Below are 18,368 nucleotides of genomic sequence, written 5' to 3'. Positions count from 1 at the left end.
CAGTCGCCAGGCCGTCTACGGTCGGTTACAACGTTTCCGCAAGCAGCGAGGCCGAGTAAGCCGCACCAGCGGACGCGCCTTCGCGCAATGGGTTGGTTAGCCGGGGGTCCTCCCCCGGCACAACAGCCGCCGGCTTTGCATCGTTCACCGCGGCAACAACCTTCCTCAGCAGTGCGGCGCCGTGCTGCGCGCGCGCCAGCTGGACGATTTGCAACCGTCGAGGCGACGTACCCTTAAAGGGTGTGGATTTGCGCTGCCCCTAAGGGAATGGACGGGATAGCGGAGAATTGCCTAAACTGACGCGATGCACCGCGAAATCAAAGAGATGCTGATCGGTTCAGGCATCATAATCCTACTCGGCATCGGCATCATCGCATGGCCGCCCCTCGGCCTATTCGTTTATCGCTACTTTTTCTCGTACCTGAGACTGGCGCTGCAGTGGCTCATCTCTTGAACCAAGTCGGCACCGACCCTGAGACAGTTTCAGATTCCCCTCGCCGCGGCGTCCAAGGAATGCCCGAAAATCCATTGAGTAACGAAAACGTCGCCGAAAGGCTCAAGGTCGTGCGAAAAGCCGTTGCCGGGACGCAGACGGCGTTTTGTAAACGGATCGGGATTGAAGTGCAGCGCTGGAACAATTTCGAACGGGGCCTGCCAAACAGCGTCGGCCTTTTGTTGGTGCAAAAGATTCCTGGCCTTACCTTGCATTGGTTATTCTTAGGGAAAAGCGGATGGGTTGCCACTCCAACTTCGCGATGAGTTGGAGTCCCACAACGCCGCAGCTACAACCCTGAACATGCGCGTCACTCCTTCGGTGAAGGCGCGTTTAAATTTTCGTTGCGCGTAGTGGGTGAGTGCGCGGCTTGCGAACTGCGCCCTATGTTGTTAGAGACGCGCCTTCAACATCGAAGGAGCATCGCTTTGCCTAAAAAGAAACAAGTAGTTCGCCGCGAGTGGACGAAGAATGACATCAAGGAACTTAAAGCGCACTCAAAGGCGCGAACGCCTGTCGCCAAAATATCCAAGGCAACCAAGCGCACCGTTGGTGCGCTCCGTCAGAAGGCGCTCAATCTCGGAATAGGCCTCGGGCATCAGCGCTAAATTGACGCTGGTCTAGGTGATACTGAGTCCGTTGAGCGAGCCGCCAAAAGCGATATGGTTTAACGGTCGCATCTGCGCCGATCATGTGCAGACTGCTGCATCCGTTAAGGCCGCCGGAGAACTTCGCGGCTTTGGGGTTGAGGGCTCGCCATCCAGCCCCGGCGGGCCCTCCCTCCGTCAGCAAGACTTGTTCCCCGAGTGTGACATCGACAACATTGCGGACTCGTGCCGTCGCTGTAGGCTTATCTCGCCGGGGCTGGAATCAATATTTCACGCTTCATTTTACCCGGCTGGCCGCAGTGGTACGCCGCTGCGGCCTTTTCGTTTGGCGCCTACTTCACGGCGCGTTTGGAGGGCTCACCCCATCCGTAGATTTTCAGCCGAGTCTTTTCCGCGGTTGTTCACGACATCGAAGCTAACCTTAGCTCCCTCTGCCAAGGACGTGTAACCAGCCTTCTCAACCGCTGAGATATGGACGAAGACGTCCTTGCCGCCGTTGTCAGGTTGAATGAACCCGTAACCCTTCGTCGGGTTGAACCACTTCACGGTCCCCATAGCCACATGCTAGTTTGTCTACGGCAGCAAGACTGACGTATTGAAGTCCGATGTACGATGATAGTCTTCTGTTTTTGCTGCTCGCGCTATTTGCTCTGACGCCGTCCTGATAGTGCTTTTTTGTGCTGGGGAGGACATTATGCGAGGCTCTCGCGCAATCCTTTACGAACGACTTAGCGAACTCGCTTCTCAACTCTCAGAGCTGGAGGATCTTCGAGATCTGGTGGAAGAAGCTGAGCGATGCGCCCGCGGTGTGCCCCCGCTATGCTTGAGACGTCTTGCTACGCGCCACCTTCGCAGTCGCAAACCGCGCGCCCTGTCTGTCCGCTTACGTCGCCTCGCGCCTCCAAGCAGGAATGCAGGAGCTATCTGTACGCCTGACAACGACAACCAAGTCGAGTGGACTTTGCTGGAGCCATTTCCCGAGGGATGGTGGGCTTCATCCTAAAGCCCGTGCACTGAAGGGCCTTTCCCCAATGGACGAATTCGCGATGCTTCTCGCCGAGCTGGGCCGGTGCAAGGCAGTTCCAGCACCTGCAGAACGAACTCGATCTCGCGACTGGTGCGGGGCCGACCGACATTGTAGCGCTTCAACACACGGCGCGCCGGATGAGCAGCATCGCAGTCCGCCTCGAGGCTTTGACGCGCGCGATCTCGAAAGGTACGGCCAGCGGAGTACATTGAGCACTCCCGTCCCTTCTCCTTGAGGAAGTGGACGGACGATGCGGCCTTGGTCCAAAATGCCCTAGCCATGGAAGACGACTATTATTTTGTTTGGGTACTCGACCGATCGGGTAATGCCTGCCCCCAAGTTTGGGCGGGAGATCAGTTTGAGCGCCCAGATTGGCAAGTCAGTCACGTCATAAGCAACCGCCTCCTGAACGCAGCCGAACGTGCGATGCCGCTGGACCGCCTCGCCGCGTTGTACCCGTTCGCCTGAAGGGAGCGAGCCGACACCCTGAGGGAGTGAACGCTAGACCTGCCTCCTATGTGAGCAGGTAGCCTCAACTTTCGGCGAACGATGATATTCGCGTCGTGCTAACTTTCCGCATTCCCGCACGTTTCGCGGAGGAAGCGGACCGGCACCTGACAAAGTGCGAAGTCCAATGCGGCTGAAAATGTGCGCTGTTTCATAAAAGTGCACAGACTGCGGGGCTAAAGTCATACACGCTTACTTTCCCTCGTACGTTGCGCCTGCACTATTTTTTGGCCTTTTCATTGTTTTGTGTTGGAGGCATTGATGAAGAGCTCTCGCGGACTCCTTTTTGCCCAGCGGTTGAACGAACTCAATTCTCAGCTCTCGCAATTGGAAGAACTTCGAGCTCAGATCAAAGAAGCGGAGCAGCGCGTCAGCGGTGCACCGACACTACGATCGGCCAAAAAATCCGAAGTCTCGCGAAGATCGATATCTGTCCTGACACTCGTTACCGGGCGCGCCGCTTCTATGCGACGGACTTCCTGAAGGGCGCGCCCTGCGCCCTGATGGAGTGGACGGATTCACCTATGAAAACGCTGGTACGGGAGAGGACTGCAAGGTTATCCTAGAAGCGCGACCAGCTTCAGTGTCGCGCAGTGATCATTCCCCAAATGCCAAGGCCCGTAAGAAGGGCGTGTTCCTAAAGGGAAGGCCTCCGGGAGGACGGAGGCCTAGTCTGGGGAGGTTGCATATGCTGAAAAACTTGACATGTTGCGTCTTGTTCCTACCGCCGCGCATGGAGCTGGCGCCTCCGCGCTGATCGCTAAATCTGCGTTATAGGAGCACTTGAGCAGGAGCCCTGCTCTCGGCCGGCAGCGGGCTTGTCCTGCCTTTAGCGAGCAATAGCGAGAGGCTTCAATAGAGCTCATCTGCTTGGATCGTTGGCGCTTCAACGGCAACTCATCTTCGTCGCTGACGCGGAGGCATCGCTAGCCCGCATGCAGAGGCGCCAAATGTACATGAGTTATTTCTTGGATAACCCTTTGAACGAACTGGCCCGCAGCAGGCCTTCAGAGGTGATGTCCCGGTATTCAACGTCCGCAAAAAACTTTGGCTCAACCCAGGTGGCTTTCGGTTTCTTGATGCGCTTAGTGAGCTTTTGCTTCGGGCTGACAACCGTATCAAGCGCCTTGCGGATCTCCGCCGATTTGGTCCGGCTCCAGCCAGTCCCGACCTTCCCCATGTAGCGCAGCTCTTTCCCTTCCTGCTTGCCGAGGTAGAGCGCGGCGACACCGGACGGGTCTTTGACGAATCCAACAACGGGGAATTTATCGCGCTGCACCGTCTTGATCTTCTGCCAGGCCTCAACCCGCTCCGACCGGTACGGCGCATCAACCCGCTTCGAGACGATGCCCTCGTAGTTCAGCTTGCTCGCGGCCTCGAACAGCGCCTGCCCGTCACCTTCATGGTGCTCGCTGTAGAAGATGGGGGCTTCCAGTCCGTTCTCATCTATCAGCTGCTTCAGCAACTCCTTACGGGCAAGCTGAGCCATTCTGCGAAGATCCTTGCCGTCCAGCCACAGGAGATCGAAGGCGAAGTAAACCAGACGGTCCTGGTCGCCTCTGCCAAGGTCTGCCTGAAGCTCGGAGAAGTTGGTTCGCCCCTCGTGAATGACGACCACCTCACCATCGACAATGGCTTGCCCTTCGATGTTGAACGCGCCGGCAATGACCGAGAACCGGTTGACCCAGTTATGGCCGTTGCGGGTAAAGGCTTTGCGGGTGTCGCCGTCGATGTGGAGCTGGATGCGGTAGCCGTCGTATTTGACTTCGTGAATCCACTGAGCCCCCGAAGGAGCTTTCATCTTCAGTGTCGCCAACTGGGGCCTGATGAAGCCCGGCATGGAAGCTCGCGGCTTCTTGGCCGGTGCTCGGGTACGCTTTGGCACTAACGCTACTCACAAAAAGCCCGCCGCCGGTGTTGGGAGCCGACGGCGGGGCTTCTTAGATTAGTCACGAGACTCCTAACTTCGAGATCGGCAGCGTGTTCCGCGCAGGGCAATACAACCGGATCAGTGCTTTCGGGTTGTGAACAAAGCCGAACAGTAAGCGAACGCGGCCCGATAATCCGTTCTCGGTTACGCGGGCTGCGGCGCGCCACACCGACAAGAGATCGATGCCGATAACGCAGGCCGGCGTAGCGGCAGTTTGCTTGCACCACTGATTGACCGCGGAGATTACGCCGAACGTCAAAAGCCATGGAGCAGGTTATGTGAAGGTCGGGGATCGGCGCGCTCTGGTCGCCGGCCCTAAGCCCTATCCCTACGCACGAGGGTCATCGGCCGCGACCGCGTCGACGACCGGCAGGTGATCTGGGATGGCATTTCAATCGGCAAGGCGATGCAGACGAGTGCTTCGATGTTGTGTGCGTTCATCGATGTGATATCGTCGCGGACGATCCTTTTGATGGGTTGTATGCTGGGTCGCCTTGCAGTTTTGTGGGTCCCGCTATGGGCGAAATTCGCAACTTCCGATCCGGGAACAACGGTGGCCCCCCTTCACATGGCGTCGGGCCTCGTCGTCTCGCAGCGATCATTGTCGGTGACATAGCATCCTACAGTCGCTTGATGCAGACCGACGAGGAGGGCACGCACGCCCGCGTCAAGCGGATTGAGCGGGATCTCATCCAGCCCAGCATCATCGAGCATCATGGAAGCCTAGTGAAGACGACGGGCGATGGCTTCATCGCGATTTTCGACAGTCCGGTCGAGGCCGTGCGATGCAGCATCGTCATCCAGCAGAATCTCATCGGGCGCAACGCATCGCTTCCGAGGGATACGCGGATCGAGTACCGGATTGGCGTCAATCTGGGCGACGTCATCGTTGAGTCGGACGATATCTACGGCGACGGCGTCAACATCGCCTCACGCATCGAGGGCATTGCGGAGCCTGGTCAGGTCTTTATCTCCGGCGCGATCTACGAGCAGATCAAGCACAAGGTCGTGTGCGGCTACGAGTCGCTGGGGGACCGTAAAGTCAAGAACATCACCGATCCCGTGCGCGTCTATCGCGTGCTGCCGGATGCAGATGCGGTCGGCAGGACCAAGGGCCGGCGCGAGAATATCTTGATCTTCCTCCTGAGCCTCACGTTGCTGGTCATTGCCACCGGCGTGCTATGGTACCTGCTGGCGCAGGCGCCGGGCAAGGTGAGCGAGCAGGCCACCCTGCCCGCCCCTTCTTCGGCCGCATCGCCGAGCCCGCAGCGTCCGCCGCGCGAAGCGGCGCCGCAGACGCCGCAGCCTTCTCCCTCGTTGGCTTCGTCGCCTCCCTCGCCCGCTCCGGTGCCAAGTCCATCGACAGTTCCTGTCCGCGAACCCGAGATGGTCGCCATTCGCGGCGACAGCTTTGCGATGGGAAGCAATGACGACCCGACCGAGCGTCCCGTCCATCAGGTGACGGTCAAGCCGTTCTCGATCGGAAAATACCCGGTGACCGTGCAGGAATGGAACGAGTGCGCCGCTGCAAAGGCGTGCAGCTTCACCGCCATCGGCAAAGACGATGCGCCGATCAGCAATGTGAGCTGGACCGACGCGCAGCAATATGCGGCCTATCTCGCCAAGGCGACGAAGAAGACGTATCGGCTTCCGAGCGAAGCCGAATGGGAATATGCCGCGCGGGGCGGAACGCAGACCAAATATTGGTGGGGCGACAAGCTGCAGCCGGGCATGGCCGGTTGCAAGGATTGCGGTGATCTCGTGGCCGAGCAGCCAGCGAAGGTCGGTAGCTTCAGGCCAAATCCGTTCGGGCTCCACGACATGGGCGGCGGTATCGATCAGTGGATCGAGGACTGCTGGCACAAGACCTATCAGGGCGCGCCCGGCGACGGATCGGCATGGAGCAGCGGCGACTGCAGCGCTCACGTCCTGCGCTCCGGCTCCTGGAAGAACGATTCGAGATATGTGCGGCCGTCCAACCGCGATGGCTACGACACCAATGTTCGCTATCCGACGCACGGATTCCGCGTGGCGCTCAGTCCTTAAGTGGTGGAGTTGGTCTGATGCTGATCCTTCGTTGCGTCAGCGAAGACGGTCGCAAGCAGCAGTGCGATCGGAGCAGCACGCTCGGCGACATTTGCGGAAGTGCCACTGCGGCCGCGGCGAGCGCGGCGGTTGTGGCGAGGACGACCACCATGGCGGCCCCAGTTCGGGAGTAGGTATCCCTAGAGGACGACCGGCTGTCTTCGTCGGTTCGCTATCGTTCTCTCGGACTGCCAGGCGCGACGGGGAAATAGGGTGCAAGCCGAGTTCGGCCGCAAGCCGGCCGGGCGGTCACGATCACCTTAACCTGCATCCGAAGAGCTTTGGATGGATGCCAGCGCGAGACGGCTTCTCAAGCTCGGGACGCGGTCGATCGCGATGCACTCGCTTTCGAGGCTGCCGAGATCAGCGATTGTGAGCTGGCGAAGCTTCGGCAGCACACGCTGCCATTCGGGAGTCGCCGCCCTGCTCTAGAGGAGGCGGCTCTGTCGCCGAACAGCCAAGATGGCCAACTCGACGGAGACCAACACGAGACTATGCGAACCGACAAGCCGGCCACGACGGCGGCGGTGCGGCAATTTGAGGAGGCGCCGCTAAAGGGGCGGCGAATTGCTTCCGCAGGTCAGTGCTTTTGCCAAACGGTTCGCCCTCCGTGCGGCCAGTGCAGAGTTTCCCCGAGGTTTCCCGGAGGCGAACCAAGCCCTTGGCCCGCTCAGATTAAGTCCTTGATTTTATTGGTCGGAGCGAGAGGATTTGAACCTCCGACCCCTAGTCTCCCAGACTAGTGCGCTAACCGGGCTGCGCCACGCTCCGAACGTCGTTCCATTAGCTAGGATCGCCGCTTTGCGCAAGGCGAGGTGACACCATTTTGCTGTCTCCGCCGAAAGGCCTCGGAACTGGCCCAAAGCCGACGGAGTCCGGCGTCAGGCGTCCTTCAATGCCTGATCCAGCATTTCGCGGCAGGCGATGAGCTCGGCGAGCACCCGTCCGAGGCGCTCCCGGTCGATGGCGCTGGGGCCTGCGGGCGCGGCGGGGGTGCCGCCCTTGCGGAAGGTGGTGAGGATTTCCTCGTCATCGGTCTCGGAGAAGCGGAAGTCGATGCCCTCCTCCTCCTCGCCCTGGTAGTCGTCATCGTCGCTGTCGCGGGCGCCGCGGACGCCGGTCTCCTCCTCGGGCTCCATCAGGCTGGCGCCGACGGCGTCCTCGATGGCGCCGAACGAGACCGCGGCCGCGCTGTCGGCGAGGCCCTGCACCGATTTGACGCCGTGCTCTTTCAGGATCCGCTGCACCCCGCGGATGGTGTAGCCCTCCCCGTAGAGCAGACGGCGGATGCCCTTGAGCAGGTCGACGTCGTCGGGGCGGTAATAGCGGCGGCCGCCGCTGCGCTTCATCGGCTTGATCTGGGAGAATCGGGTCTCCCAGAACCGCAGCACGTGCTGCGGAATGTCGAGTTCCTGCGCTACTTCGCTGATGGTTCGGAACGCATCCGGCGCCTTGTCCAAATGCCAAATCCTTATCCAGAGGGCGGATTACGCCTCGGGTTGCGCCTTGCTGGCGTCGCCATTGGTGCGGTGCTGGGCGTTGATCCGCTGCTTCAGGATCGCCGACGGCTTGAACACCATGACCCGGCGCGGCGAGATCGGCACCTCGGTGCCGGTCTTCGGGTTGCGACCGATGCGCTGACCCTTCTTGCGGACCATGAAGGAGCCGAACGAGGACAGCTTCACCGTCTCGCCCTTCTCAAGGCAATCGGTGATCTCCTTCAGCACGAGTTCCACGAAGGCAGACGATTCCGTGCGCGACAGCCCCACCTTCTGGTAGACGGCTTCGCACAGATCGACACGCGTTACGGTTTTACTTTGATCGGTCATCGCCCTGCCCCACATCACGGCGAACAATTGTTGTCTGAAATTATGAGCTTACGATACAGCGGTCAACAGCGCTCATCAATGCAGGCGCATCGATAATCCGCGCTGATTCGGGCAAAATTTTACCGAGTGTGGCTTACCAGCGCACCAGCGCGGAGCCCCAGGTGAAGCCGCCGCCCATGGCTTCGAGCAGAACCAGGTCGCCGCGCTTGATGCGGCCGTCCTTGCGCGCCACCGACAGCGCCAGCGGGATCGAGGCCGCCGAGGTGTTGCCGTGAAGGTCCACCGTCAGCACCACCTTCTCCGGCGCGATATGGAGCTTGTGCGCGGACGCATCGATGATTCGCTTGTTGGCCTGGTGCGGCACGAACCAGTCGATGCTGTCGGCATTGAGCCCGGTCGCCTTGAAGGCGTCGACGATCACGTCGGTGATCATGCCGACCGCGTGCTTGAAGACCTCGCGGCCCTCCATGCGCAGATGGCCGACAGTCTGGGTCGAGGACGGGCCGCCGTCGACGAACAGCTTCGCCTTGTGACGGCCGTCGGAGCGCAGATGCGTGGTCACGATCCCGCGGTCGGTCGCGGCATTGCCCGGCTGCTCCTGCGCCTCCAGCACCACCGCGCCGGCACCGTCGCCGAACAGCACGCAGGTGCCGCGATCGGTCCAGTCGAGGATGCGCGAGAAGGTTTCCGCGCCGATCACCAGCGCGCGCTTGAAGGCGCCGGTGCGCAGGAAATTATCGGCGGTGGCGAGCCCGAACACGAAGCCCGAGCACACCGCCTGAAGGTCGAAGGCCGCGCCATGGTTGATGCCGAGCCCGTGCTGCACGGCGACCGCGCTTGCGGGGAAGGTGTTGTCAGGCGTCGAGGTCGCGAGCACGATCAGGTCGATCGACTGCGCGTCCACGCCAGCGTCCGCGAGCGCAGCCTGCGCCGCCTTCAGCGCCAGATGCGAGGTGAACTCGCCCTCGGCCGCGATATGCCGCTCGCGAATGCCGGTGCGTTGCACGATCCACTCGTCGGACGTGTCAATGCGCGCCGCCAATTGGGCGTTGGTCACCACCTGCTCCGGCAAATAAGAGCCGCAGCCCAGCACGACCGAACGAATTTGAGTCACGAAACAGCCTCCTGCGCGGCCTGCACGGAACTGAGTGCACCACCTTCGCGATTGAGCATCTGATTGATCTTGTTGAGGAGATCGAATTTGACCATCTCATAGCCAACATCGATCGCATAGGCAAAGCCTTCGGCAGCGATTCCGCCATGGCTCTTGACCACGATCCCGTTCAACCCCAGCAACACGCCGCCGTTGGATTTGTTCGGATCCATCTTGTTGCGCAGGGCCTGGAAGGCGTTGCGCGCAAAGAGATAGCCGAGCTTTGACAGCCAGCCCCGCTTCATCTCGTCCCGGAGCAATTCCGCCATCTGCCGCGCGGTTCCCTCCGCGGCCTTCAGCGCGATGTTGCCGCTGTAGCCCTCGGTGACGATGACATCCGCCACCCCCTTGCCGATGCCGTCGCCCTCCACGAACCCGAGATAGTCGAGCTCGGGCAGGTTCCTGGCGCGCAGGATTTCGCCGGCCTCGCGAATCTCCTCATGCCCCTTGATCTCCTCGACCCCGATATTGAGCAGGCCGACCGTGGGACGCTTTTTGTTGAACAACACGCTGGCCATCGCCGCGCCCATGATGGCGAGCGACACCAGATGATGCGTATCGCCGCCGATGCTGGCACCGAGGTCGAGGACGACGGAATCGCCGCGCCTGGTCGGCCACATGCCGGCGATGGCCGGACGGTCGATGCCCGGCAGCGTGCGCAGGTGGAAGCGCGACATCGCCATCAGCGCCCCGGTATTCCCGGCGGAGACCGCAACATCCGCCTCGCCCTTTTTCACCGCATCGATGGCAAGCCACATGGACGAGGTCCTGCGGCCGCGCCGCAGCGCCTGGCTCGGCTTTTCCTCGCCGCTGACCGCGACATCGGTGTGGATGATCTTCGAGGCCGCCTTCAGCGTGGGGTGGCGGTCGAGCTCGGGTTCGATCTTGGCGCGGTCCCCGATCAGCAGGAATTCGATCTCGCGATGCCTTTGGAGCGAGATGGCGGCGCCTGGGATGACCACCGCGGCGCCGGCGTCGCCCCCCATGGCGTCAAGCGCGATGCGAACCTTGCTTGGCATAAAAGTCCTGGAAACCTGGGTCTGGTGCGGTCTTGAACGAGCGGGGCCGCAAATGGGTTCGCCACGAACATGGCGGTCGGTCAAGCGCCACGCCGCACCCGGACCGGGGCGCGACAATAGCGTTTTGTTATCCCGAAACAACCTCTTGCCCCCAGCCTTTTGCATTCGGGAGCATCGGGCTGCGGACGGACTAATTCACAAGAAGTACATCAAAATCAAACGGATAATCGAGCTTTTCAAACCACCGCCGCAAACATCTCGCCCCGTCCCGAAGCGGTCCTCTGGAGAAGGTGGCACCTATTTGTCTTTCTTCCCGTCCTGAAGTGCCTTCAGGACCGCAAAGGGGTGGTCCTCCGGATCGGGAGCGATAACCTCGGGCTCAAACACGACCCCCGGCTTGCGCGGATAGGGATCGACCGCCAGGAACAGGGCATCGGTGGCAAGTCTCCCAAGGTCGATGATGCCATTGACGATCGCCTCCGGCGGGTCGGCGACCTGCTCCTGATCGTCGTGCCCCTCCTCCATCAGGTCGGCCAAGCGGCGGACCTCGGCCTCGGGGGCGAATATCAGGTCCACCTCCTCGTCGATGTCGCTCTCCATCGGATCAAGCGTGACCACACAGGTCTGGCCGATCCGGGCGCGAACGTGCCCCGTGACCTGGATCCGGTTGCCGCTTTTCGGCACGACATCGAAATCGGCCTGGACCGAGACAACCTCGCGCAAGCCTGCCGTCTCAGCCATAGCCTGTCGCTCGGCGGCCGAGGCCTCGAGCTTGCGATGCAGGCCGGTATCCGGGATCTGTGCAACGATGACGGGCACCCGCCAGGGATCGGGCCCGGATGCTGGTATCGGTCGGGTCATGGCGTGACATCCTCAGGAAGCGCTGGAGGAAACTTGAAGGACGCACCCAGCAGTGCGGCCTCGCCGGTCTGGGCGAGGTTGGCCTCGGCCGCCCTGGCATAGGCCGCGAGCTGCTGCGCCTGGTCCATGCCGGCCCCGTTCAAGATATTCTTGCAGATCGCGGATGCCAGCGCCTCGCCGCCGCCTTCCATGGCCTGATCGTAGGCCTGGACCCGGCCATAAAACGCCTCGCCGAAGGCCCGCATCCGCTTCGGCACGGTCTGGTCGCCTATCCCCATCTCGCGCAGATTGTCGTCCATGTCCTCGCAGAAGCGGTCGAACAGCGCCTGCGACAGCTCGGTGGCGCTCTGGACCGTGCGCAGGCGGCGCAGCAGCAGCCAGAGGTGCAGCAGCAACAGATCGAAACGCCCGTTAACGGTATCCGGCACGCCCAAGTCGCGGTAAAATATGGGTTCTCGCGCCTGCGTCACGATCATGCCATAGATGGCTTCAATGGTGCCCGGCGAGGCTAGGCGGGGTTTCCTGAAGTGATTGAACGGCCAAAGCATTGTGGTTTCCGCAAGCGGGCGCGCGCGTGTTGCATTCAGAGCCTCCGCCCGGTACTTCAGCGCCTCGCGCGACGCAAGGGGACGGAATCAGTTCCGCTATGACGATAACGAACCAGACCAGCCTGCGTGCAGACAAGCCGCGCGGCCTTCATGCACGTTGGCGCGGCTTGCGCCTGTTCGCGGCCGCGGCCCTGGTTGGCGCCGCGCTTGCGGGCTGCACCGGCGAGCAGTTCCAGAAGGGTTACATCCTGCCGCCCGGCGCACTGGAGCAGATCCCGATCGGTGCGAGCCAGGACCAGGTGCTGATCGTGATGGGCACCCCCTCCACCGTCGCAACCCTCGACGGCGAGGTGTTCTATTACATCTCCCAGCGCTCCGAGCGCATTGTCGCCTTCATGAACCAGAGGGTGGTCGACCAGCGCGTCATCGCGGTCTATTTCGACAAGAACCGGCGTGTGCGCCGGCTTGCGAATTACGGTCTCCAGGACGGCAAGATCTTCGATTTCATCAGCCGGACGACGCCGACCTCGGGCCAGGAGATGAGCTACCTCACGCCGATCTTCAAGCTGCTCAGCTTTAACTGAGCCTTCAGCCTGCGGCTTCGTGCGGCTTGCCGTTGCGCATGCGCTTCCATACGCTCCTGCAAAATAAGATGCAGGGAGTGGATTCGTGCCCAATCAATTGCTGTCCCGCCGTCGCGTGCTCACTGGCGCTGCCGCTATCTCGGCCGCAGCGATCCTGCCGCGATCGAGCTTGGCGGACTGGAAGCCGACCGAAAACGTCCGCCTCGTCGTGCCGGCTGCCGCCGGCGGTTCGACCGACGTGATGGGTCGGCTTCTGGCGGCGCATCTGCAGGCCGCCTGGGGCCAATCGGCCGTGGTGGAAAACCGGTCCGGCGGCGGCGGTACGATCGGCACGGCCGAGGTGGTCCGCGCCAAGCCGGACGGCCACACCATCCTGATCGGCAATCCCGGCCCGAACGCGATCGCCTACAGCATTTTCAAGAACCTCACCTACAAGCCGGACCAGCTCCAGCCGGTCTCCAACATGATCCGGATCCCGAACATCGTCTCGGCGCATCCCAAGACCGGCATCAAGTCGATCGCCGAGCTGGTCGCCTATCTAAAGGCCAATCCGGACAAGCTCAGCTACGCCTCCTCAGGCGTCGGCCAGAGCCCTCACCTCACCGGCGCCTGGTTCCTGCAGCTCACCGGGCTGAAGATGACGCACATCCCGTTCCGCGGCGCCGGTCCCGCGCTCCAGGCGGCGCTCGCCGGCGACATCCAGATCCTGTTCGACAACCTCTATCCGAGCCTGCCGCAGGTACAGAACGGCACCCTCACCGGCCTCTGCGTCACCACGACGGAGCGCAGCGACCTCGCGCCGAACCTACCGACCATGCGCGAGAGCGCGCCGGAGCTTGCGGCTTTCGACGTCTCGTCGTGGTTCTCGGTGTTCCTGCCGAAGGGTGTGCAGCCCGCCGTTCTCGAAGCGCTCAACCTTCAAGTGAAGGCGATGCTCGAGCGCGACGACATCAAGAAGAACATCCTGGCCATGGGGGCCCGCGCCGACTACGGCACGCCCGACCAGTTTGCCGCCTTCGTGGACGCCGAGACGAAGAAGTTCGCCGGCATCATCCAGAAGGAAGGGCTGCAGATGGACGTGCAGTAGCTTTCGCATCCGCGGACGCGGCCCAACATGCAGCGCCGGGCCGCGCTTTCGCGGTGAGCGCGTGGCGACACATCGGTTGCTACGCAAGCTCGGCCGACGGCTGTCCCACCAAAGCGGCAATCGCCGAAATCGAGTCCAGGCGCGTCAAATCGAAGCCGATGTCGGAGAAGTTGATCCCGTGGTCGGTCTCAATGCTCATGATCAGCTCGACCGCGTCGAGCGAATCGAGGCGGCCGCTGGTGAACAGCAGATCATCGTCACCAAGCGGCGCGCTGTCGCCCTTCATCAGCAGCCGCTGCACGATGTAGCGTCGCATCTGCGATCTGACTTCATTCGTGGTCATGTCGAGACTCCCAGGAGATAGAACAGGAATTCGGCGCGTTGCCCGAGCGAATGCTCGCGGTCGAGCGGCGCATCGAAGACGTGAATGAGACAAAAGAAGCTCGACACCCACAGGCAAGGCAGCAAGCGGCCACGCAGCCATCCTCGCGGCGCCAGTTGTGGGGCGCGGCGCATCTGCGAGAGCCCGACGCTGATGGCCAGGACAAACGTGTAGAACGCGTGCGATTGCTGACCGACCACGGCCCGCCAAAGGCCCATTTCGCCGACGAAATGAATATCTCGGATGAAGTGAAACAGCAAATTGCCGACACAGGCCGCGGCAAAGGTGGCGAAGAACATGCGAAGCCGGCGATGGCCGCGGAGGCAGCGAACAAAGGTGGGGTAGAAGAAATGGTCGACGAGCAGTTCTTTGTAATAGAAATAGTAGCGATTCCAGAATTCCGCGAGCGTCGTTGACTCCAGAGGCCGGTAGGTGTTGCGCAGCAGGCGAAAGCCGGCAAGTCGCGCCGTGGCGATGATGACGCCGCCGAACACGGTCATGCTCAGCAAGTCCTCGACGAAGAAGCTGACGAGGCTCGCCCATCCGACGAAACGCGGCCAGGGATGGCCCACGAGATATTGCAGCAGGTTGTCGTCGAACATTGGAAGCTGCAAACGCCCGTGGACGATCTCGACGAGACAGACTCTGACGATGGCGAGCACAAGGATCCAGACCGCAAGCTTGACGCCCTTGAGCTGCGTCACTGCAAGCTCCTCGGGTGTCTTGGCCTCGAAGCGGTCGAGATAAGACAGCCCCTTCCCGAACGGCGTCAGCGACGATCCCCAGAAGGGGTGGAAAACGCTCAGGTGCCGCCACACCGGAGATCGCTTCCTGCCCGCATCGGCCAAACCATAGGCAAGAAACCACAAATAGGGCTGGAACGTCATCAGAAACGACCACAGCAGAACACGGGGCAGGCCGGCCATCATCGTGGCCTGCGTCAGCGCGACGAGTGCCAGGAACGCCAGCAACAGGCTGAGCGTCGGGCGGCGGAAGACCACCGTCCCTGGCCCCTGCATGATCAGCAGGCCCGCGAACAGCGCAAACACGACGACCAGCATGACCGCTTCCAGCAGCGGCTGATGGATCCGGTCGCCGACGCCTTCGTCGATCGTCAGCCGTTCGAGAAAACCGCGGTCGATCAGGAAGCCGCTGTGATAGAGCAGCAACAAGGTTGCGAGCAGGATCAGGACGCGCCGGTACCGGCCGGCATAGGCGCACACCAGCGCGAGTCCCGCCGCTGAAAAATCGATACCTATCTGCCGAAACAAAACCGCGAGCAGTCCGACCGCGCAGCAGAGCAGCACGCGGCCACCGATGTCCTGGACCCCCGCCACGAGCCTCGGGTCCCGATCGATCTTGGGGATCAACCGCCACGACGGCTTCGCAGGAAGACCCGATGGCGCGTAGCCGTAGGGCTGGCTTTCAACACTCATCGGACAACGCGCGCGATTACTACGAGCTGTTGCATCTACGAGGCCCTTGCAACAGCTTCGCCGAGCAGTGACGCTACCGAGCGCCGGTCCGCCTTGCCATTGGCATTGACGGGAATGTCTTCCATCCAGATGAACCGGCCCGGCACCATGTAGGCGGGAAGGTGCGCAGTGCAGTGCTGGCGCAGATCGCTTTCCGCCATTCTTGCACCCGAATACGCGGCCAGCAGCCGACTGGCGCCACTGGCGTCGTGCTGCACCACGGCGAGCGCACGGGTTATTCCCCTGCACGCCATCAGCGCGTGGTCGATCTCCTCCAGCTCGACCCGATACCCCCGAAGCTTGACCTGATTATCCGCGCGACCGCGGAAACGCAGGACGCCGGTTTCAAGGTCGGCCTCCACGAGGTCGCCGCTCCGATAGAGGATCGACCGATAGCCGTCGATCAGAGGGTCCTGACAGAAACGGCGGGCGGTCTCTTGCGGGTTGTTGATGTAGCCGAGCCCTACCCCAGGGCCTCCCAGCCACAACTCGCCGGCAGTGCCCGCAAGCGCCGGCTTCATCTCTTCGTCCAGGATCCGGTAGCTGAAATTGGGATTGAGCCGCCCCAGTGGCGCCAACCCGTCCTTGGTCTCAAAAACGGATTCGACGATCTCGAAACCGCTGCAAATGCAGCTCGTCTCGGTCGGGCCGTAGCAATTGATCAGCTTCGCCGTGCCGGCAAACGCGTCGTGGAACCGACGAAGCCGGGCCAGCGGAAACCCTTCACCGCCGAACATGAACCGGCTGACGCTCGGCAGCCAATTCGGGCTCAGAAGGTGCATGGAGTCCAGGAACATGAAGAGGGTCGGCACGGCGAAGAAGAACGTGCACTGATGCTTGGTGATCTCCGACACCAGCTCTGCAGGGGGCCGCCCCTTCTGCGCGTCCAGCGCGACGACCGCCGCTCCGTTCAGGAAGCCGGCATAGATGTCGAAGACCGAATTGTCGAAATAGATCGGGTTGACATTCGTCAGCCGGTCACCGGGTCCAATTCCAAGATCGCTCTTCGCCCAGGCGATCAGGTGAAGCACCCCTTGATGGGGGATGACCACGCCCTTCGGTTCGCCCGTCGATCCCGAGGTGAACATGACATAGGCCGGATCGGCCCCGGTGATCAGGGATGTCAGCGGCAGATTGTCGTCTTCAAGCTGCGACAGGGCATGATGCAAGGCAGCCCGGGCAATTGCATCGCCGATCAATGTCCGCGGCCCAGCTCCCTCGCGCACGCTGACGATCAGCGCGGGCCGGCATCGCTCCAGCATCAGCCGGGCACGTTCCTCGGGGGCCGCAGGATCGAGGAAGACATAGGGTGCTCCGATCTTGATGCAGGCGATCGCGAGCGCATAGGCCTCGGCGATTTTCGGCAATTCAAGGCACACCACGGCGCCCTTGTTGACGCCCCGCGATGTCAACCAACGCGCCAACCGGTTTGCCAACCGGTTGAGCTCCGAAAAGGCAAAGCTGTCGCCTTCGCACAACAGGGCGACGGCGTCCGGCGAGGACGCAACGGTCTCTTCGAAATGCAGCGCCAGATTATGGGCGGTCATACCGACGCCTCGACCAATTCATTGTCGCCGCGATCGCCCGGCGCGTTCGACGAGGCCTGTACGATCTCGGCAAAATCTCGCTGGTTGAGCGCGATCACGGCCGCCGGCAATTTCGCCTCCGGAAACTGGGCCTGCAACACGTCCCCGAGCTCCATGCCGAGATGCTGAAGGAACGCGGCGGCCATCGGATCGGTCGCCAGCGGCCTGCCCTCACTTTCCCCTTGCTTCATGTCCGGCACGAGGCTGCTGTTCTCGCTGTCAGCTGAAGCAGCTTCGCGATCGACACGCAGCACCACGTCGTAGCGATAGCGGGTCAGTTCGTAGCTTGATCCGCGCTTGAGCAGGATTTCCGCACCCGATATCCGCGGGATGGATCCGAAAATACCCTGAAAGTAGCGGGGGTCGATCACCAACTCGCGCTCCTGGGCGATCGACAGGAAGATCTTTCGCGCGAGCGCGGCATCCGTGGCTCCCGAAACTTTCGCGGATTGAACTTCGCGATGGAAGACCGGCAGGAGCTCGAGGTTACGAACGTCGCCGACGAAGATGTGCCCCCCAGGAGCCACCAGGCCTGCGGCTTGCTCCAAGACTAAGTGCAGGTATTCGATGCCGGGAAAGTATTGCACGACCGAATTGAGCACCACTGCATCGAACGAATTCAGCGGCAAGCCGCTCAAATCGGCGGCTTCCCGCTCTAGAAACTCGACATGCCGAAGCTCGGGCTTCGACTGCGCGAACGCACGCAGCCGCTGAACGGCCACCGGCGAGAGGTCGGTCCCGCAATATACGTCACAGCCGGGCGCAAGCTTTTCGACGAGCAAGCCGACGCCGCACCCGATCTCCAACACCCGCCTTGCGCCAAGAGCACGAATTTGCAGGATCGTATGATCGAGCCAATCGACCATATCGGGTTCGGGAATGGGCCTGTTGGTGAAGTTGCTGGTCCAACCGACGAATGACGGCACAACACCGTCGGCGTCATGGCGATATGCTTGATCGAAAGCGCGACGCCATTGCGCAACTCTGCGATCCGACTCGGCCTGGAGACGCTTCGCCTTGCCGGCGCTCAGATGATCGGGGTCAATTGCGACGAAAGCGACCTCGGACTGACCGCCGTGGCCAGGCTCGGCGCTGAGGAAAGCATCCGCCACGCCCGGATGCGCCATCAATGCCCGCTCAATCTCGTTCACAGGCCGTGCAGGCAACGGAACCTCCCTCTCGCGGACGGCAGGC

General features: G+C 61.8%; 17 protein-coding genes and 1 tRNA gene. 4 read left to right on the top strand and 14 right to left on the bottom strand.

All coding sequences use genetic code 11. The features are described 5' to 3' along the window. Nucleotides 1-483: 483 nt before the first annotated feature. The gene (locus tag IVB13_RS04410) at nucleotides 484-708 is read right to left on the bottom strand and encodes a hypothetical protein (RefSeq protein ID WP_247487889.1); all 225 of its coding nucleotides are present in this window, start codon (nucleotides 706-708) and stop codon (nucleotides 484-486) included. Nucleotides 709-921: 213 nt separating this feature from the next. On the opposite strand from IVB13_RS04410, the gene IVB13_RS04405 reads away from it, so the two are divergent. Next, entirely contained in the window at nucleotides 922-1,101 is a 180-nt protein-coding gene (locus IVB13_RS04405) for a hypothetical protein (protein WP_240543895.1), read from the top strand. 357 nt (nucleotides 1,102-1,458) lie between these two features. On the opposite strand, the gene IVB13_RS04400 is transcribed toward IVB13_RS04405, so the two are convergent. Continuing rightward, nucleotides 1,459-1,662, bottom strand: coding sequence for a cold-shock protein (locus tag IVB13_RS04400; RefSeq protein ID WP_085348421.1), 204 nt, complete (start codon nucleotides 1,660-1,662; stop codon nucleotides 1,459-1,461). Between the two features lie 1,934 nt (nucleotides 1,663-3,596). Then, entirely contained in the window at nucleotides 3,597-4,475 is an 879-nt protein-coding gene (gene ligD / locus IVB13_RS04395) for a non-homologous end-joining DNA ligase (RefSeq protein WP_247487887.1), read from the bottom strand. A 606-nt stretch (nucleotides 4,476-5,081) separates the two neighbouring features. On the opposite strand from ligD, the gene IVB13_RS04390 reads away from it, so the two are divergent. Continuing rightward, on the top strand, nucleotides 5,082-6,611 hold the full coding sequence (locus IVB13_RS04390) for an SUMF1/EgtB/PvdO family nonheme iron enzyme (protein ID WP_247487885.1): 1,530 nt from the start codon (nucleotides 5,082-5,084) through the stop codon (nucleotides 6,609-6,611). Nucleotides 6,612-7,343: 732 nt separating this feature from the next. Here the strand turns inward: IVB13_RS04390 and IVB13_RS04385 are convergent. From IVB13_RS04385 to IVB13_RS04355, 7 genes are all read right to left on the bottom strand, one after another. Continuing rightward, nucleotides 7,344-7,421 (bottom strand) — tRNA-Pro (locus IVB13_RS04385). 110 nt (nucleotides 7,422-7,531) lie between these two features. Further along, nucleotides 7,532-8,110, bottom strand: a complete 579-nt coding sequence (locus tag IVB13_RS04380) for a MerR family transcriptional regulator (protein ID WP_007611070.1) — start codon at nucleotides 8,108-8,110, stop codon at nucleotides 7,532-7,534. Between the two features lie 27 nt (nucleotides 8,111-8,137). Further along, a complete protein-coding gene (locus IVB13_RS04375) occupies nucleotides 8,138-8,479 on the bottom strand; it encodes an integration host factor subunit alpha (protein ID WP_018456841.1) in 342 nt (113 codons plus the stop codon). Between the two features lie 133 nt (nucleotides 8,480-8,612). Next, nucleotides 8,613-9,593: a beta-ketoacyl-ACP synthase III gene (locus IVB13_RS04370; RefSeq protein WP_026233249.1), complete on the bottom strand. Its 981-nt coding sequence runs from the start codon at nucleotides 9,591-9,593 to the stop codon at nucleotides 8,613-8,615. Beyond that, on the bottom strand, nucleotides 9,590-10,651 hold the full coding sequence (gene plsX, locus IVB13_RS04365; RefSeq protein ID WP_247338762.1) for a phosphate acyltransferase PlsX: 1,062 nt from the start codon (nucleotides 10,649-10,651) through the stop codon (nucleotides 9,590-9,592). The genes IVB13_RS04370 and plsX overlap by 4 nt, the downstream gene beginning before the upstream one ends. A gap of 297 nt (nucleotides 10,652-10,948) precedes the next feature. Next, nucleotides 10,949-11,512 (bottom strand): DUF177 domain-containing protein, encoded by a 564-nt coding sequence (locus IVB13_RS04360; protein WP_247338764.1) that lies wholly within the window; start codon nucleotides 11,510-11,512, stop codon nucleotides 10,949-10,951. Next, on the bottom strand, nucleotides 11,509-12,060 hold the full coding sequence (locus tag IVB13_RS04355; RefSeq protein ID WP_085383899.1) for a ubiquinol-cytochrome C chaperone family protein: 552 nt from the start codon (nucleotides 12,058-12,060) through the stop codon (nucleotides 11,509-11,511). The genes IVB13_RS04360 and IVB13_RS04355 overlap by 4 nt, the downstream gene beginning before the upstream one ends. Nucleotides 12,061-12,158: 98 nt before the next feature. Between IVB13_RS04355 and bamE the strand changes: the two genes are divergently transcribed. After that, nucleotides 12,159-12,644, top strand: coding sequence for an outer membrane protein assembly factor BamE (gene bamE, locus IVB13_RS04350; protein WP_018456846.1), 486 nt, complete (start codon nucleotides 12,159-12,161; stop codon nucleotides 12,642-12,644). Between the two features lie 85 nt (nucleotides 12,645-12,729). Beyond that, on the top strand, nucleotides 12,730-13,731 hold the full coding sequence (locus tag IVB13_RS04345; RefSeq protein WP_026233252.1) for a tripartite tricarboxylate transporter substrate binding protein: 1,002 nt from the start codon (nucleotides 12,730-12,732) through the stop codon (nucleotides 13,729-13,731). A gap of 79 nt (nucleotides 13,732-13,810) precedes the next feature. Here IVB13_RS04345 and IVB13_RS04340 read toward each other — a convergent pair whose 3' ends face one another. The 4 genes from IVB13_RS04340 to IVB13_RS04325 are packed head-to-tail and all read right to left on the bottom strand — an operon-like array spanning nucleotide 13,811 to nucleotide 18,340. Then, nucleotides 13,811-14,074 carry an acyl carrier protein gene (locus tag IVB13_RS04340; RefSeq protein ID WP_085353407.1) on the bottom strand — a complete coding sequence of 88 codons (264 nt, stop codon included), beginning with the start codon at nucleotides 14,072-14,074 and terminating at the stop codon, nucleotides 13,811-13,813. Then, complete coding sequence (locus IVB13_RS04335) at nucleotides 14,071-15,549, bottom strand: hypothetical protein (RefSeq protein ID WP_247369772.1); 1,479 nt, start codon at nucleotides 15,547-15,549, stop codon at nucleotides 14,071-14,073. Before IVB13_RS04335 ends, IVB13_RS04340 begins: the two co-directional genes overlap by 4 nt. Nucleotides 15,550-15,584: 35 nt before the next feature. Continuing rightward, the gene (locus IVB13_RS04330; RefSeq protein ID WP_247369770.1) at nucleotides 15,585-17,135 is read right to left on the bottom strand and encodes an amino acid adenylation domain-containing protein; all 1,551 of its coding nucleotides are present in this window, start codon (nucleotides 17,133-17,135) and stop codon (nucleotides 15,585-15,587) included. Beyond that, on the bottom strand, nucleotides 17,132-18,340 hold the full coding sequence (locus IVB13_RS04325; protein ID WP_247487882.1) for a class I SAM-dependent methyltransferase: 1,209 nt from the start codon (nucleotides 18,338-18,340) through the stop codon (nucleotides 17,132-17,134). The genes IVB13_RS04330 and IVB13_RS04325 overlap by 4 nt, the downstream gene beginning before the upstream one ends. Nucleotides 18,341-18,368: the final 28 nt, after the last annotated feature.

It is taken from the genome of Bradyrhizobium sp. 17, assembly GCF_023073515.1.
Taxonomy (GTDB): domain Bacteria; phylum Pseudomonadota; class Alphaproteobacteria; order Rhizobiales; family Xanthobacteraceae; genus Bradyrhizobium; species Bradyrhizobium canariense_D.
Note: the sequence above shows the minus strand (reverse complement) of the source record. Positions and strands in the feature narration are given on the sequence as shown.